This is a genomic window from Streptomyces bungoensis, from assembly GCF_001514215.1.
In the GTDB taxonomy this organism is placed as follows: domain Bacteria; phylum Actinomycetota; class Actinomycetes; order Streptomycetales; family Streptomycetaceae; genus Streptomyces; species Streptomyces bungoensis.
Window position 1 is genome coordinate 89242 of record NZ_KQ948854.1, and the last position, 15177, is coordinate 104418.

Annotated in this window: 9 protein-coding genes; 3 read left to right on the forward strand and 6 right to left on the reverse strand. The window is 72.6% G+C overall.

The window, feature by feature from the left end; genetic code table 11:
* Positions 1 to 725: 725 nt before the first annotated feature.
* Together pepN and AQJ66_RS10615 are read right to left on the reverse strand one after the other, a co-directional pair.
* The gene (gene pepN, locus AQJ66_RS10610; RefSeq protein WP_061920181.1) at positions 726 to 3206 is read right to left on the reverse strand and encodes an aminopeptidase N; all 2481 of its coding nucleotides are present in this window, start codon (positions 3204 to 3206) and stop codon (positions 726 to 728) included.
* A gap of 81 nt (positions 3207 to 3287) precedes the next feature.
* Positions 3288 to 3635 (reverse strand): chorismate mutase, encoded by a 348-nt coding sequence (locus AQJ66_RS10615; RefSeq protein WP_061919559.1) that lies wholly within the window; start codon positions 3633 to 3635, stop codon positions 3288 to 3290.
* 187 nt (positions 3636 to 3822) lie between these two features.
* Between AQJ66_RS10615 and AQJ66_RS10620 the strand changes: the two genes are divergently transcribed.
* Entirely contained in the window at positions 3823 to 4701 is an 879-nt protein-coding gene (locus AQJ66_RS10620; protein ID WP_061919561.1) for a hypothetical protein, read from the forward strand.
* A 19-nt stretch (positions 4702 to 4720) separates the two neighbouring features.
* On the opposite strand, the gene AQJ66_RS10625 is transcribed toward AQJ66_RS10620, so the two are convergent.
* A complete protein-coding gene (locus AQJ66_RS10625; RefSeq protein ID WP_208611337.1) occupies positions 4721 to 5086 on the reverse strand; it encodes a hypothetical protein in 366 nt (121 codons plus the stop codon).
* 263 nt (positions 5087 to 5349) lie between these two features.
* On the opposite strand from AQJ66_RS10625, the gene AQJ66_RS10630 reads away from it, so the two are divergent.
* On the forward strand, positions 5350 to 6273 hold the full coding sequence (locus AQJ66_RS10630; protein WP_061919565.1) for a rhomboid family intramembrane serine protease: 924 nt from the start codon (positions 5350 to 5352) through the stop codon (positions 6271 to 6273).
* 148 nt (positions 6274 to 6421) lie between these two features.
* Here AQJ66_RS10630 and AQJ66_RS10635 read toward each other — a convergent pair whose 3' ends face one another.
* From AQJ66_RS10635 to AQJ66_RS10645, 3 genes are all read right to left on the reverse strand, one after another.
* Positions 6422 to 7885: a glutamate synthase subunit beta gene (locus AQJ66_RS10635; RefSeq protein ID WP_061919567.1), complete on the reverse strand. Its 1464-nt coding sequence runs from the start codon at positions 7883 to 7885 to the stop codon at positions 6422 to 6424.
* Entirely contained in the window at positions 7878 to 12386 is a 4509-nt protein-coding gene (gene gltB, locus AQJ66_RS10640; RefSeq protein ID WP_061919569.1) for a glutamate synthase large subunit, read from the reverse strand. Before gltB ends, AQJ66_RS10635 begins: the two co-directional genes overlap by 8 nt.
* A 488-nt stretch (positions 12387 to 12874) precedes the next feature.
* Entirely contained in the window at positions 12875 to 13606 is a 732-nt protein-coding gene (locus AQJ66_RS10645) for a VIT1/CCC1 transporter family protein (protein WP_061919571.1), read from the reverse strand.
* 248 nt (positions 13607 to 13854) lie between these two features.
* Here AQJ66_RS10645 and AQJ66_RS10650 point away from each other — a divergent pair.
* Positions 13855 to 15177, forward strand: a 1323-nt coding sequence (locus AQJ66_RS10650; RefSeq protein WP_244162795.1) for an ADP-ribosylglycohydrolase family protein, incomplete at its 3' end; no start/stop codon positions are given.

Genomic DNA, 15177 nt, shown 5'->3' on the forward strand with positions numbered 1-15177 from the left:
GGCCGGCCCGCCCAGGTGGTGCGGCCGACCGGGGACGGCTGATCGCGCGCCCGTGACCGACGGCGGGGAGGCCGTCCGAGGCGGGGCGAACGGCTCGTCGAGGCGCGGCTGTTCTGGCCGGCCCGCCCGGGTGGTGCGGCCGACCGGGGACGGCTGATCGTGCCCGTGACGGTCTGCCGGGGGCCGGTGACCGTGATCGGGGCTGTCTGCGGCGCCCGTGCTGGTCGTCCTGGGCTCGCTGCGCCGGGAAGGAACGGCCTGCCCCCGCCGTGTCCCCGGCGGGGGCCGGTCATGCACCCGGTGGGCGGCGGTCCTCTCCCCTCGGACGCACGGTGCCCAAGTCAGGTCGCTGCCGCATCCGCGCCGACCACCCTCGACCCGCCACGCCCGTGAGGGCCGCTGGCCCGGCCGTGCCCCGGCGGGGCCGATGGTGCCGATGGTGCCCCCTGGGCGGACGGCGGTCCTCTCCCCTCGGACGCACGGTGCCCAGGTCAGGTCGCTGCCGCGCCCGCGCCCACCGCCCTCGACCCGCCACGCCCGTGAGGGCCGCTGGCCCGGCCGTGTCCCTTGCGGGGCCGATGGCGCCCCCGGGCGGGCAGCGGCACCAATCCCCTCGAAGGCGCGGTGCCCGGCTCAAGTCACCGCGGCTCCCGCGCCGATCGCCCTCGACTCACCGCGCCCGTGTCCCCGGCGGGGCCCGGTCGTGTCCTGGGTGGGCGGTGGTCCTACTGCCCTCGGACGCGCAGTGCCCGGGCCAGGTCGTCGAGTTCGTCGGCCAGCCTGCGGCGCAGGGCCGCGGTCGGGTCGGACTCGCGCAGGCAGGTCTCGCCGAGGGCGAGGTGCTCGGCGTCGACGGCGTGGTACGGGAAGCCGTGGCGTCCGGCGGCGGCGGCGATGGCCGGGCCGCGGCGGGCGGCGAGGGGGACGACGTCCTGGTAGTAGCGCGGCACGTAGGCGCGGACCAGGTCGGCCTGTTCGGGCTGCCAGAAGCCGCGCGCGGTGGCGGTGAAGAGGTAGTTGGAGAGGTCGTCGCCGGCGAACATCGCCTCCCAGGCGGCGCGCTTGTTCTCGGGGTCGGGCAGCGCGGCGCGGCAGGTGGCGGCGCCTTCCTGGCCGGTGGCGGAGGGGTCGCGTTCGAGCTCGGCGGCGATGGCGGCCTCGTCGGTGGCGCCGAGTACGGCGAGCCGGCCGAGGATGCGCCAGCGCAGCTCGGGGTCGAGTTCGGGGCCGCCGGGCACGGTGCCGTCGGCGAGCCAGGCGGCGATGGTGTCGGGGTGGGCGGCGACGTCGATGAAGTGCCGTACGGCGATCAGGCGCAGGCCCGGGTTGTCGCCGTCCTCGGTGCGGCGCAGCAGGTCGCGGCAGAGGGAGCTGAGGGTGGCGAGCGCGGCCGGGCGGTGCTCGGGTCGCAGGTAGCGGTCGGCGATGTGCGTGGAGGCGAAGGCGAGGACGCCTTCGGTGACGGCGAGGTCGGTCTCCCGCGGGAGGTGGGCGCGGGCGGTGTCGAGGTAGGCGGTGGGCGGGAGTTCGCCGTCGCGGACGGCGTCCCTGAGGGCGTTCCAGACGACCGCGCGGGTGAGCGGGTCGGGGAGCCCGGCGAGGCCGTCGCGGATCGCGGCGGAGGACTCGGGGTCGAAGCGGATCTTGGCGTAGGTCAGGTCGCCGTCGTTGAGCAGGAGGAGTGCGGGGCGCTTGCCGATGGGCTGGGGTGCGCTCTGGGGGACGTCGAGGCCGATGCGCTCGCGCAGGGTGAGCCGGCCCTCGTCGGTGAGGTCGTGGTCGTAGAGCCCGGCGGTGACGCGGTGGGGGCGGCTGCCGGTGCGGTCGACGGTGAGGGTGCAGGTGCCGGCGGCGGGCTCGATGACGGGGGTGAGGGTGTCGACTCCGGTGGTGCGCAGCCAGGCGTCGGCCCAGGCGTGCACGTCGCGCTGGGTGGCGGCGGCGAGGGAGTCGATGAAGTCGGCGAGGGTGGCGTTGGCGAACCGGTGCCGTTTGAAGTGGATGTTGATGCCGTCGAGGAAGTCCTTCTCGCCGAGCCAGGCGACGAGCTGGCGCAGCGCGGAGGCGCCCTTGGCGTAGGAGATGCCGTCGAAGTTGAGGAGCGCGGCGGCGGTGTCGTCGACGGCGTCGGGGGCGACGGGGTGGGTGGAGGGGCGCTGGTCGGCGTCGTAGCCCCAGGACTTGCGGGTGACGCCGAACTCGACCCAGGGTTCGGTGAAGCGGGTCGCTTCGAGGGTGGTCTGGTAGCCCATGTACTCGGCGAACGACTCGTTGAGCCAGATGTCGTCCCACCACTTGAGGGTGACGAGGTCGCCGAACCACATGTGGGCCATCTCGTGGGCGATGACCATGGCGCGGGTCTGGCGTTCGGTGTCGGTGACGGCGGAGCGGTAGACGAAGTCGTCGCGGAAGGTGACCAGTCCGGGGTTCTCCATGGCGCCGGCGTTGAACTCGGGGACGAACGCCTGGTCGTAGGAGTCGAACGGGTAGGGCTCCTCGAACTTCTCGTGGTAGCGGTCGAAGCAGGCGCGCGTGATGTCGAGGATCTCGTCCGCGTCGGTGTCGAGGTGGGGCGCGAGGGAGCGGCGGCAGTGGATGCCGAAGGGCAGGCCGCGGTGCTCGGTGCGCACGGAGTGCCAGGGGCCGGCGGCGACGGCGACGAGGTAGGTGGAGATCAGCGGGGTGGGGGCGGCCCGCCAGCGGCCGCCGCCGAGGTGTTCGGTGATGCCGTTGGCGAGGACGGTCCAGCCTTCGGGGGCGGTGACGGTGAGATCGAAGACGGCCTTGAGGTCGGGTTGGTCGAAGGCGGGGAAGACGCGCTGGATGTCGTCGAGGAACAGCTGGGTGTAGACGTAGGTCTCGCCGTCGGTGGGGTCGGTGAAGCGGTGCATGCCCTCGCCGGTGCGGGAGTAGCGCATGACCGTGTCGAAGCGGAGTTCGTGCTCGCCAGCGGTGAGGTTCTTCAGCGGGAGCCGGTCCTCGTCCAGGGCCCCGGGGTCGAGGGGGTGTCCGTCGAGGGTGACGGAGCGCAGCTCGGCGGGCTTGAGCTCGACGAAGGTGTCCCCGTCGGACCGCGCGCTGAAGGTGATCGCGGTCCGGGATTCGAAGGTCTCGTCCCCGGTGGTGAGGTCGAGCTCGACGGTGTAGCGGTGGACGTCGAGGAACTCTGCTCGCAGCTGCGCTTCGTCGCGCGTGATGACGGACATGCAGGCCATGCTGCCTGATCCGGCTGACAGCGCACAGGGGTGGACCGTTACACGGCTTATGTCCGTCCTGTGCGCACGACCTCAATTGCTGTCGGCGTGTCCGTTGACGGTGTCCTCGGCGATGCGCTCGTGGTGCCGGATGACCTCGGCGATGATGAAGTTCAGGAACTTCTCGGCGAAGGCCGGGTCGAGCCGGGCGTTCTCGGCGAGGCGGCGCAGCCGTTCGATCTGCCGGGCCTCGCGGGCCGGGTCGGCGGGCGGCAGCTGGTGCACCGCCTTGAGCCGGCCGACCTGCTGGGTGCACTTGAAGCGCTCGGCGAGCATGTGGACGACGGCGGCGTCGATGTTGTCGATGCTCTGGCGCAGCCGCTCGAGCTCCTGGCGGACCGCGGGGTCGACGTCACCGTTGCCGGTGTTGCTGGTGGTCATGGGCGCCCACCCTAAGGGGAGCGGGCGGTGCTGATCACCGGCTGTTCGGCATGCGGTCAGGTGGCGGGCGGCGGGGGCGGCGGGGCCCGGTTTCCGGCCCCGCGCGGCCGGGCCGCGCGCGCCGGGCGGGATCCGCTCGTGCCCGCATAGAGTGGAAGGAAGTTCCCGGCGTCTTTGGGGGTCGGACGTGGCGGACGGCGGACCGGTCGAGCACGGCTTCCCGCATCTGGAGACGGTGCGGGAGGCCGTGACCGCGCTGTACAGGCGGCTGTCGTACGACGTCGTGCGGACCTTCTCCACCAGCCTGGCGCCGGCGGACGTGGCGTTCTGCGACACGGACGACCTGCATCTGGGCGCCCAGCGGGTGGCCCGGGAGATCGTGCGGCACTTCCGGCTGCCGGATGCGCGGCTGATCGTGGGCTTCCGGGAGATGACGCACGCGGCGAACGTGGAACTGACGGCGGGCCCGGAGTACTTCGTGGAGCTGAACGACCGTTTCCGCACCCACCGCCGGGACATCGGCGCGGCGCTCGCGCACGAGGTCGCCCACGTCTACCTGCACCGTCTGGGCCTGGCCTTCGCGACGACGGCGGAGAACGAGATCCTGACGGACACGGTGACGACGTACCTGGGGGCGGGCTGGCTGCTGCTGGACGCCTACCGGGAGGACGCCGTGTCCTCGCAGAAGCTGGGGTACCTCACCCCGGAGGAGTTCGGTTACGTGCTGGCCAAGCGGTCCGTGCTGTTCCACGAGGACCCTTCCGTGTGGTTCACCAGCCCGCAGGCCTACACGGCGTACGCGAAGGGCAGGGACCGGGCCCGGCTGGACGAGCGGCAGCCGCCGCTGACGGCGGCGGGCTGGGCGGGCCGCCGCCGCTACGCCCACGACCGGCGCCATGTCTGCGGAGTCCAGCCGGCGGTTCCGTACGCCTTCACCTCCGACGGCGGCGGTCTGCGCGTGTCCTTCCCGTGCCCCACCTGCCACCAGCGGATCAGGGTGCCGGTCCGGGGGCGGGTACGGGCGCGGTGCGGGCTGTGCCGGACGGTGCTGGAGTGCGACACCTAGAGGTGACGTCTGGGGGCGTCTAGGGGTGGTCGTGCGCCGCTCGCCGGGGCAGGGCGGCGCACAGCGCCGCGCACAGCACGAAGGCGGCCACGACCCACGGCATGGCGACGGTGAGCCCCGCGCCCCATCCCTCGGCCAGGTGCCCGAAGAACACCGTGCCGACGACGGCCGCGCCGAACTGCTGGGCGGTGGAGAAGATGCCGGAGGCCGCGCCGGTCAGTTCGCCGGGCACCGCCGACAGCACCACGTTCACCAGGGGCACCACCAGGAAGCCGAGGCCCGCTCCGGCGATCAGCAGCCCGGGCACCAGCGGCCGCGCCCCGGTGTGCACGCCGGCCGCCCGCCCGACGGCGGCCCACACCCAGCCGAAGCCGGCCGCCATCATCACCCGCGGCGGACGGCCTCGCCGTCAGGTACGGGCGGACGGTGCTCGGGGCCGGCGCACTACGGCCCGGCCAGTGCCGGCGCGGTCTCCTCCACCTTCCGCAGGCTGATCGCGGCCACGGTCCCCCCCTCGGCGTGCCGTCGGAAGGGCCGAGCGTACGTGATCACCGGCCCTGCGGTCGCTCCGCTGCCCGCGGTTCGCTATTTTGATCGCCGCCGTCCCCACCGGCTCGCCCTGTCCCGACCTTCCCAGAGGAGCCGGCCGTGACCGCCCCCGAGTCCGCCGCCGTCACCACCTGTTTCCGTCACCCCAAGGTGGAGTCCCACGTCCGCTGCACCCGCTGCGACCGCTACATCTGCCCGGACTGCATGCGCGAGGCCGCCGTCGGCCACCAGTGCGTGGAGTGCGTGAAGGAGGGCGCGCGGACGGTCCGGCAGGCCCGTACGGCGTTCGGCGGCCGTATCAGCGCGGTGCCGGTGGTGACGTACGTCCTGGTCGCGCTGAACGCGCTCGCGTACCTGGCGGAGCTCGCGCGCCCCTCGATCGTGGACCGCTTCGGGATGCTGGGCGCCGGGCTCCGGGACGCGGACGGCGTGCACTACCTGTGGCAGTACCCGTACGGCCCCGGCGTGCACGCCGAGGGCGTGGTGGGCGGCCAGTGGGAGCGGCTCCTGACCGGCGCGTTCCTGCACATGCCGCCGGCCGAGGGCATCGGCGTCATGCACATCGTGATGAACATGGCGTCGCTGTGGAGCATCGGCCGGGTGGTGGAGGCCCAGTTGGGCCGTGCCCGCTACCTCGCGCTGTACCTGCTGTCGGCGCTCGGCGGCTCGGTGCTCGTCCTGCTGATCGCGCCGGGCACCCTGACGGTCGGCGCGTCCGGCGCCATCTTCGGCCTGGGCGCCGCGTACTGGGTCATGGGCCGCCGCCTCGGCTACGACATGCGCGCGGTCAACCAGTACATGGCCGGTCTGCTGCTGTGGCTGGTGATCTCCGCGTGGATGACGTCCTGGCAGGGCCACCTCGGCGGCCTGCTGGCGGGCGGGACCGTGACGCTGGCGTACGCCTACGCGCCGCGGGGCGGCCGCCGCACCCTGCTCCAGGCGGGTGCGTGCGTGGCCCTGCTGGCGCTGCTGGTGGTGCTCGCCGTGGTGAAGGTGTCGTCGCTCGAGGCGGGCGCGGCCTGAGCCCGGGCCCGTGGAGAACATGCGGCGGCGCCTGCCCAGAAGTCCGGTCGGGGACAGGTGGGCAGACGCCGTCAGCGGGGGTTGACGGGAGTCTCCTCCCGTACGACCCGCCCGTACGCCGTTGTACGGGACGTTCGGTGAGCCGCCGTCAGACCGCGAGCGCGCGGTCCGTCGGGCGGATCGGGGCCGGCAGGTCGCTGGCCCCGGTCAGGAAGCGGTCGACGCCGCGGGCCGCCGAGCGGCCCTCGGCGATCGCCCAGACGATCAGCGACTGGCCGCGGCCCGCGTCACCGGCGACGAACACGCCGGGGACGTTGGTCTGGAACTCGGCGTCGCGGGCGATGTTGCCGCGCTCGTCCAGCTGCAGGCCGAACTGGTCCACCAGACCGTTCTCGCGGTCCGTGCCGGTGAAACCCATGGCCAGGGTGACCAGCTGGGCCGGGATCTTGCGCTCGGTGCCCGGCTTCGAGGTCAGCCTGCCGTCGACGAACTCGACCTCCGACAGGTGCAGCCACTGCACGTTGCCGTCCTCGTCGCCCTCGAAGTGGGTGGTGGAGGCGGAGTAGATCCGCTCGCCGCCCTCCTCGTGGGCCGAGGTGACCTTGTAGAGGATGGGGAAGGTCGGCCAGGGCTGGTTCACCGGGTGCCGCTCGTCGTTCGGGCGGGGCATGATCTCCAGCTGGGTGACCGAGGCCGCGCCCTGGCGGTGGGCGGTGCCCACGCAGTCCGCGCCGGTGTCGCCGCCGCCGATGACGACGACGTGCTTGCCCTCGGCGGAGATCGGGGGCGCCACGTAGTCGCCCTCCTGGACCTTGTTGCTCAGGGGCAGGTACTCCATCGCCTGGTAGATGCCCTTGAGTTCGCGGCCGGGGACCGGCAGGTCGCGGGCGGTCGTCGCACCGGCGGCGATGACGACCGCGTCGTACCGCTTCTTCAGGTCCGTCGCCTTCAGGTCGCGGCCGATCTCGACGCCGGTGCGGAAGCGGGTGCCCTCCGCGCGCATCTGCTCGATGCGGCGGTTGATGTGCCGCTTCTCCATCTTGAACTCGGGGATGCCGTACCGCAGGAGGCCTCCGATGCGGTCCGCGCGCTCGTAGACGGCGACCGTGTGCCCGGCCCGGGTCAGCTGCTGGGCGGCGGCCAGACCCGCCGGGCCCGAGCCGATGACCGCGACCGTCTTGCCGGACAGGCGCTCGGGGATCTGCGGGGCGACGTCCCCGGTCTCCCACGCCTTGTCGATGATCGAGACCTCGACGTTCTTGATGGTGACCGGCTGCTGGTTGATGCCCAGCACGCACGCCGACTCGCAGGGGGCGGGGCAGAGGCGGCCGGTGAACTCCGGGAAGTTGTTGGTCGCGTGCAGCCGCTCCTGGGCGGCCGCCCAGTCCTCGCGGTAGGCGTAGTCGTTCCACTCCGGGATCAGGTTCCCGAGCGGACAGCCGTTGTGGCAGAACGGGATGCCGCAGTCCATGCAGCGGCTGGCCTGCTTGCTGATGATCGGCAGCAGGGAGCCGGGGACGTAGACCTCGTTCCAGTCCTTGACGCGCTCTGCGACGGGGCGGGTCTTGGCGACCTCACGGCCGTGGTTCAGGAAGCCCTTCGGGTCAGCCATTGATCGCCGCCTCCATCATCTTCTCGGTGATCTCGGTCTCGGAGAGACCGGCTCGCTCGGCGGCGTCCTTGGCGGCGAGCACTGCCTGGTACGTGGTGGGGATGATCTTGCTGAAGCGCTGCGCGGCCGCTTCCCAGTCCGCGAGCAGCTTCTCGGCGACCGTCGAACCGGTCTCCTCGGCGTGGCGGCGCACCACGTCGTGCAGCCACTGCCGGTCCGCCTCGTCCAGCGCCACGACCGCCCCGGCGTTGCCGGCGTTGACGTTGTCGCGGTCGAGGTCGATGACGTAGGCGATGCCGCCGGACATGCCCGCCGCGAAGTTGCGGCCGGTCGGGCCGAGGACGACGGCGTGACCGCCGGTCATGTACTCGCAGCCGTGGTCGCCCACGCCCTCGGAGACGACCAGCGCGCCGGAGTTGCGGACGCAGAACCGCTCACCGGTGCGGCCGCGCAGGAACAGCTCGCCGCCGGTGGCGCCGTAGGCGATGGTGTTGCCCGCGATGGTCGAGTACTCGGCGAGGTGGTCGGCCGCGCGGTCCGGGCGGACGACGATCCGGCCGCCGGACAGGCCCTTGCCGACGTAGTCGTTGGCGTCGCCCTCGAGGCGCAGGGTGACACCGCGCGGCAGGAACGCGCCGAAGGACTGGCCCGCGGAGCCGGTGAAGGTGATGTCGATGGTGTCGTCGGGCAGGCCCGCGCCGCCGAACTTCTTCGTCACCTCGTGGCCGAGCATGGTGCCGACCGTGCGGTTGATGTTGCGGATGGCGACCTGGGCGCGCACGGGCTGGGCCTCGGTGGCGTCCGTGGCGGCCAGCGCGTCGGCGGCCAGCTTGATCAGCTCGTTGTCCAGGGCCTTCTCCAGGCCGTGGTCCTGGGCGATCAGCCGGTGGCGCACGGCGCCCTCGGGCAGCTCGGGCACGTGGAACAGCGGCTCCAGGTCCAGTCCCTGCGCCTTCCAGTGGTCGACCGCGCGCTCGACGTCCAGCATCTCGGCGTGGCCGACGGCCTCCTCGATGGAGCGGAAGCCGAGCTCGGCGAGCAGCTCGCGGACCTCCTCGGCGATGAACTTGAAGAAGTTCACCACGTACTCGGCCTTGCCGGCGAAGCGGTCGCGCAGCACCGGGTTCTGGGTGGCGATGCCGACCGGGCAGGTGTCCAGGTGGCAGACGCGCATCATGATGCAGCCGGAGACGACGAGCGGCGCGGTCGCGAAACCGAACTCCTCGGCGCCGAGCAGCGCGGCGATGATCACGTCGCGGCCGGTCTTGAGCTGGCCGTCGGTCTGGACGACGATCCGGTCGCGCAGGCCGTTGAGCAGCAGCGTCTGCTGGGTCTCGGCGAGGCCCAGCTCCCAGGGGCCGCCCGCGTGCTTCAGCGAGGTCAGCGGGGAGGCACCGGTGCCGCCGTCGTGACCGGAGATGAGCACGACGTCCGCGTGCGCCTTGGAGACACCGGCGGCGACCGTGCCGACGCCGACCTCCGACACCAGCTTCACGTGGATCCGCGCCTGCGGGTTCGCGTTCTTCAGGTCGTGGATCAGCTGGGCCAGGTCTTCGATGGAGTAGATGTCGTGGTGCGGGGGCGGCGAGATGAGGCCGACGCCCGGCGTCGAGTGGCGCGTCTTCGCGACCCACGGGTAGACCTTGTGGCCGGGCAGCTGGCCGCCCTCGCCGGGCTTGGCGCCCTGGGCCATCTTGATCTGGATGTCGTCCGCGTTGACCAGGTACTCGGAGGTGACACCGAAGCGGCCGGAGGCGACCTGCTTGATCGCCGAGCGGCGCGCCGGGTCGTACAGGCGCTCCGGGTCCTCGCCGCCCTCACCGGTGTTGGACTTGCCGCCCAGCTGGTTCATGGCGATGGCGAGGGTCTCGTGCGCCTCCTTGGAGATGGAGCCGTACGACATGGCGCCGGTCGAGAACCGCTTGACGATCTCGCTGGCCGGCTCCACCTCGTCGATGGAGATCGGCTGCCGGTCGGACTTGAAGCCGAAGAGGCCGCGGAGCGTCATGAGCCGCTCGGACTGCTCGTTCACGCGCTCGGTGTACTTCTTGAAGATGTCGTACCGGCCGGAGCGCGTGGAGTGCTGGAGGCGGAAGACCGTCTCGGGGTCGAACAGGTGCGGCTCGCCCTCGCGGCGCCACTGGTACTCGCCGCCGATCTCCAGCGCGCGGTGCGCCGGGGCGATGCCGGAGGCCGGGTAGGCCTTGGCGTGGCGGGCGGCGACCTCCCGGGCGATGACGTCGATGCCGACGCCGCCGATCTTGGTGGCGGTGCCGTTGAAGTACTTCTCGACGAAGGCCTCGTCCAGGCCGACGGCCTCGAAGACCTGGGCGCCGCGGTAGGAGGCGACGGTGGAGATGCCCATCTTGGACATGACCTTCAGCACGCCCTTGCCGAGGGCGTAGATCAGGTTCTTGATGGCCTGCTCCGGCTCCAGGCCGTTCAGGAAGGTGCCCGCGCGCAGCAGGTCCTCGACCGACTCCATCGCCAGGTACGGGTTGACGGCGGCGGCGCCGTAGCCGATGAGCAGGGCGACGTGGTGGACCTCGCGGACGTCGCCGGCCTCGACCAGCAGGCCCACGTGGGTGCGCTGCTTGGTGCGGATGAGGTGGTGGTGGACGGCCGCGGTGAGCAGCAGCGACGGGATCGGCGCGTGCTCGGCGTCGGAGTGGCGGTCGGAGAGGACGATCAGGCGGGCGCCGTTCTCGATGGCCGCGTCGGCCTCGGCGCAGATGTCGTCGATGCGCGTGGCGAGGGCGTCGCCGCCGCCGCTCACCCGGTACAGGCCGGAGAGGGTCGCGGCCTTGAAGCCGGGCATGTCGCCGTCGGCGTTGATGTGGATGAGCTTGGCCAGCTCGTCGTTGTCGATCACCGGGAAGGGCAGCACGACGGACCGGCAGGAGGCGGCGGTCGGGTCGAGCAGGTTGCCCTGCGGGCCGAGCGCCGAGCGCAGGGAGGTGACCAGCTCCTCGCGGATCGCGTCCAGCGGCGGGTTGGTGACCTGCGCGAACAGCTGGGTGAAGTAGTCGAAGAGCAGCCGCGGGCGCTCGGACAGGGCCGCGATCGGGCTGTCGGTGCCCATGGAGCCGATCGGCTCGGCGCCGGCGCGGGCCATCGGGGCGAGGATGACGCGCAGCTCCTCCTCGGTGTAGCCGAAGGTCTGCTGGCGGCGGGTGACCGAGGCGTGGGTGTGGACGATGTGCTCGCGCTCGGGCAGGTCGCTCAGCTCGATCTCGCCGGCCTCCAGCCACTCGGCGTAGGGCTTCTCGGCGGCGAGGGCCGCCTTGATCTCGTCGTCCTCGATGATGCGGTGCTCGGCGGTGTCGACGAGGAACATGCGTCCGGGCTGCAGGCGGCCCTTGCGGACGACCCTGGCCGGGTCGATGTCGAGGACGCCGACCTCGGAGCCGAGGACGACGAGGCCGTCGTCGGTGACCCAGTAGCGGCCGGGGCGCAGGCCGTTGCGGTCGAGCACGGCGCCGACCTGGGTGCCGTCGGTGAAGGTGACGCAGGCGGGGCCGTCCCAGGGCTCCATCATCGTGGAGTGGAACTGGTAGAAGGCGCGCCGGGCCGGGTCCATGGAGTCGTGGTTCTCCCACGCCTCCGGGATCATCATCAGCACGGAGTGCGGCAGGGAGCGGCCGCCGAGGTGCAGCAGCTCGAGGACCTCGTCGAAGGAGGCGGAGTCGGAGGCGTCCGGGGTGCAGACCGGGAAGACGCGGCCGGGGTCCTTGTCGCCGAAGAGGTCGGAGAGCAGCTGGGACTCGCGGGCGCGCATCCAGTTGCGGTTGCCCTTGACGGTGTTGATCTCGCCGTTGTGCGCGACGAAGCGGTACGGGTGCGCGAGCGGCCACGACGGGAAGGTGTTCGTGGAGAAACGCGAGTGGACGAGCGCGATGGCCGAGCCGAAGCGGCGGTCGGACAGGTCCGGGAAGAAGGGCTCGAGCTGGCCGGTGGTCAGCATGCCCTTGTAGACGATCGTGCGCGCGGAGAGGGACGGGAAGTAGACACCGGCCTCCCGCTCGGCGCGCTTGCGCAGCACGAACGCCTTGCGGTCCAGCGCGATGCCCTCGCTGGCGCCGTCGGCGACGAAGACCTGCCGGAAGACCGGCATGGTGGAGCGGGCGGTGGCGCCGAGCAGCTCGGGGGCGACGGGTACCTCGCGCCAGCCGAGGACGGTGAGGCCCTCCTCGCCGGCGATCGTCTCGATCTGTGAGACGGCGTCCTGGGTGGCGTCCTCGGGCAGGAAGGCGATGCCGACGGCGTACGAGCCGGCGGCGGGCAGCTCGAATCCGGCCACCTCGCGGAAGAAGGCGTCGGGCACCTGGGAGAGGATGCCGGCGCCGTCGCCGGAGTCGGGCTCGGAGCCGGTGGCGCCGCGGTGCTCGAGGTTGCGCAGAACAGTCAGCGCCTGCTCGACCAGCGCGTGACTCGCCTCTCCGGTGAGGGTGGCCACGAAGCCGACGCCACAGGCGTCGTGCTCGTTGCGGGGGTCGTACATACCCTGCGCAGCAGGGCGAGCATCCATGAACGACCAGTTCTGGCCGTTCTCGGAATGCTGGGACGGCTGGCGCGGCGTACGCATCGGCTCTCCCGTCGTCGTCATCTGGCATGTGCTGGTGCCGAGGGACGACGTTGGCCCTCTGCGAAAGGTGCGAAATTTCGTGCAGGTTACATGATGGGGCGGTTCCCGGGAACCGGATACTGCGTTCCAACATGCGGACGCCGCGGGTGGCGGCAGGGCGCCGTGGGTGACGGCGGGGCGCCGCTCGCGGGCGACGGGAAGTATGGGGGGACCGAACCGGACAAGATCGATCAGATCGGCGTCCGACGGCCCGTGGGGGGCGGGGAGAGCGTCTTCGCCCGCCCCGGGGGTGCGCGGCAGGCGTCATTGCCCTCGGCGCTTACGGCTCATGCCCGGTGGTCATGCATCTGAAACCAGCGAGTAACCGGCTACTTATGCGGTCCGACGCATAAGTGCCGTCCCCGTCATCCTACGGCGGTTCCGAAGAGGCTGCCCAGGGCGTACGTCACACCGGCCGCGGCACCGCCCAGCGCCAGCTGGCGCAGCCCGCTGAACCACCAGCTGCGCGCGGTCACCCTGGCCACCACCGCACCGCAGCCGAAGAGGCCGACGAGGGCGAGGAGCAGGGCGGGCCACAGCGCGGTCGCACCGAGCAGGAACGGCAGCACCGGGAGCAGGGCGCCCAGGGCGAACGAGCCGAACGACGACACGGCGGCGACCAGCGGCGAGGGCAGATCGCCGGGGTCGATGCCCAGTTCCTCGCGGGCGTGGATCTCCAGGGCCTGCTCGGGGTCCTCGGACAGCTGCCGGGCGACCTCCCGGGCCAGCGCGGGCTCGACGCCGCGGGCGACGTACAGTGCGGCGAGCTCCTCCTCCTCGTCCTGCGGGTGCTTGCGCAGCTCCCGGCGCTCGACGTCGAGCTCCGCCTCGACGAGTTCGCGCTGCGAGGCGACGGAGGTGTACTCGCCGGCGGCCATGGAGAAGGCGCCGGCGGCGAGGCCGGCGAGGCCGGTGATGACGATGGTCTGGTGACCGACGGACCCGCCCGCGACACCGGTCAGCAGGGCGAGGTTCGAGACCAGGCCGTCCATCGCGCCGAAGACGGCGGGGCGCAGCCAGCCGCCGTTGACGTCGCGGTGGGTGTGGTTGTCGCGGTGCGCCTCGTGCAGCGCCGCCTCGGTCTCGATGATGGCCATGCGGGGGTCCCCCAGGAAAGCTTAGCCAAAGCTAACTTTGGACGAGTTCTACTTTTCGACTCCACTGAACCTACGTCGTCCGGACCGTACGCGCCAGCAAGGAAAGGCTGAGCTAACCAGCACTTTTCCCATGATCCGCTCATCCGTGCAATTAGCCGCTCACATGCCGACCGGGTGACAGGAGGCCCGTCGAGGCTGGGCCGCGCGCCCGCCGGGGGAGACATCCGCAGAGGAAGGAAGGGCCGCCCATGGCATCGATCGCCTGCACTCCCCCGGCCCCGGCACCCGGGGACGCCGCCGGACTCCGCGAACGGGCACGCGGCGCGCTGCTCGGCCTGGCCGTCGGCGACGCGCTGGGGGCGCCGGCGGAGAACCTGAAGCCCTCCGAGATCCGCGCCCGCTGGGGCCGCATCACCGGGTACGTCGCCGAGCGACCGTGCGGCACGGACGACACCGAGTACGCGATCTTCTCGGGCCTGCTGCTGGCCCGGCACGGTTCGGCCCTCACCCCGGCGCACGTGGAGGCGGCCTGGCACCAGTGGATCGCCGACCGGGCCGAGGGCCCCTTCCGGGGCGCGGGCTTCAGCGAGCGGGGCACCCTGGAGAACCTCCGCCGCGGCCTCGCGGCCCCCATCTCCGCCCAGCACCGGCACGCCTGGAGCGACGGCCTGGCGATGCGGGCGGCGCCGTTCGGCGTCTTCGCCGCCGGACGGCCCGCCGAGGCGGCCCGGCTGGTGGCGATCGACGGATCGGTCAGCCACGAGGGCGAGGGCATCTACGGCGGCCAGGCCGTCGCGGCGGGCGTGGCCGCCGCGATGGCGGGCGCGTCGCCGCCGGTGGTGATCGCCGCCGCCCTGGCCGCGATCCCGGAGGACTCCTGGACCGCCCGCTCCCTGCGCCGCGCGGTGACCGTGGCCCACCGCGGCGAGCGCGCGGTCCGCTCCGCGGTGGTCATCGGCGGGTACCCCTGGACCGACCTGGCCCCCGAGGCGGTCGCCCTCGCCTTCGGCGCCTACGCGGCGGCGGACGGCGACTTCGTCCAGGCGGTGCTGACGGCCGTCAACATGGGGCGCGACGCGGACACGACGGCGGCAGTGGCCGGCGCCCTCGCCGGCGCGACCCGGGGCATCTCCGCCGTCCCGCCCGACTGGGCGGCGGCCATCGGCCCGGCGAGGGGCCGCTGCCTGCCCTCCATGGCCGGCCACCACGTCCTCGACGTGGCGGAACTCCTGGTCCCGGAGGAGGGCGGCAAGTGGGGCTCGGAGGTGGTGCTGCCGGCCTTCCTGCCGGTGGCGCTGCGAAGCCCCGCGCCTCCACCGCCGCCCGAGCAGCCCGTCGCCCTCTCCGCCCCCGCGACCCGGCCACCGGAGCCGGCCGCCCCCCTGACCGGGGCCACCAGCCGGCCGACGGCCACCTCCCGACCACCCGAGCCGACGGCCGCCCTCACCACGGCCGGCCCTCCACCACTTGACGGCGACCACGGCGTCACCCCGCAGACGTCCCATCCGACCGAGGTCGCCATCTCCGCCGCCGCGCCCACTTCGCAGCCGCCCGAGCCAACCGCCGCCCCC

Coding starts and splice junctions, on each gene's coding strand:
- pepN (WP_061920181.1), bottom strand. CDS start 3,206: ATGTCCGTCATCACGCGCGACGAAGCGCAGCTGCGAGCAGAGTTCCTC.
- AQJ66_RS10615 (WP_061919559.1), bottom strand. CDS start 3,635: ATGACCACCAGCAACACCGGCAACGGTGACGTCGACCCCGCGGTCCGC.
- AQJ66_RS10625 (WP_208611337.1), bottom strand. CDS start 5,086: ATGATGGCGGCCGGCTTCGGCTGGGTGTGGGCCGCCGTCGGGCGGGCG.
- AQJ66_RS10635 (WP_061919567.1), bottom strand. CDS start 7,885: ATGGCTGACCCGAAGGGCTTCCTGAACCACGGCCGTGAGGTCGCCAAG.
- gltB (WP_061919569.1), bottom strand. CDS start 12,386: ATGTACGACCCCCGCAACGAGCACGACGCCTGTGGCGTCGGCTTCGTG.
- AQJ66_RS10645 (WP_061919571.1), bottom strand. CDS start 13,606: ATGGCCATCATCGAGACCGAGGCGGCGCTGCACGAGGCGCACCGCGAC.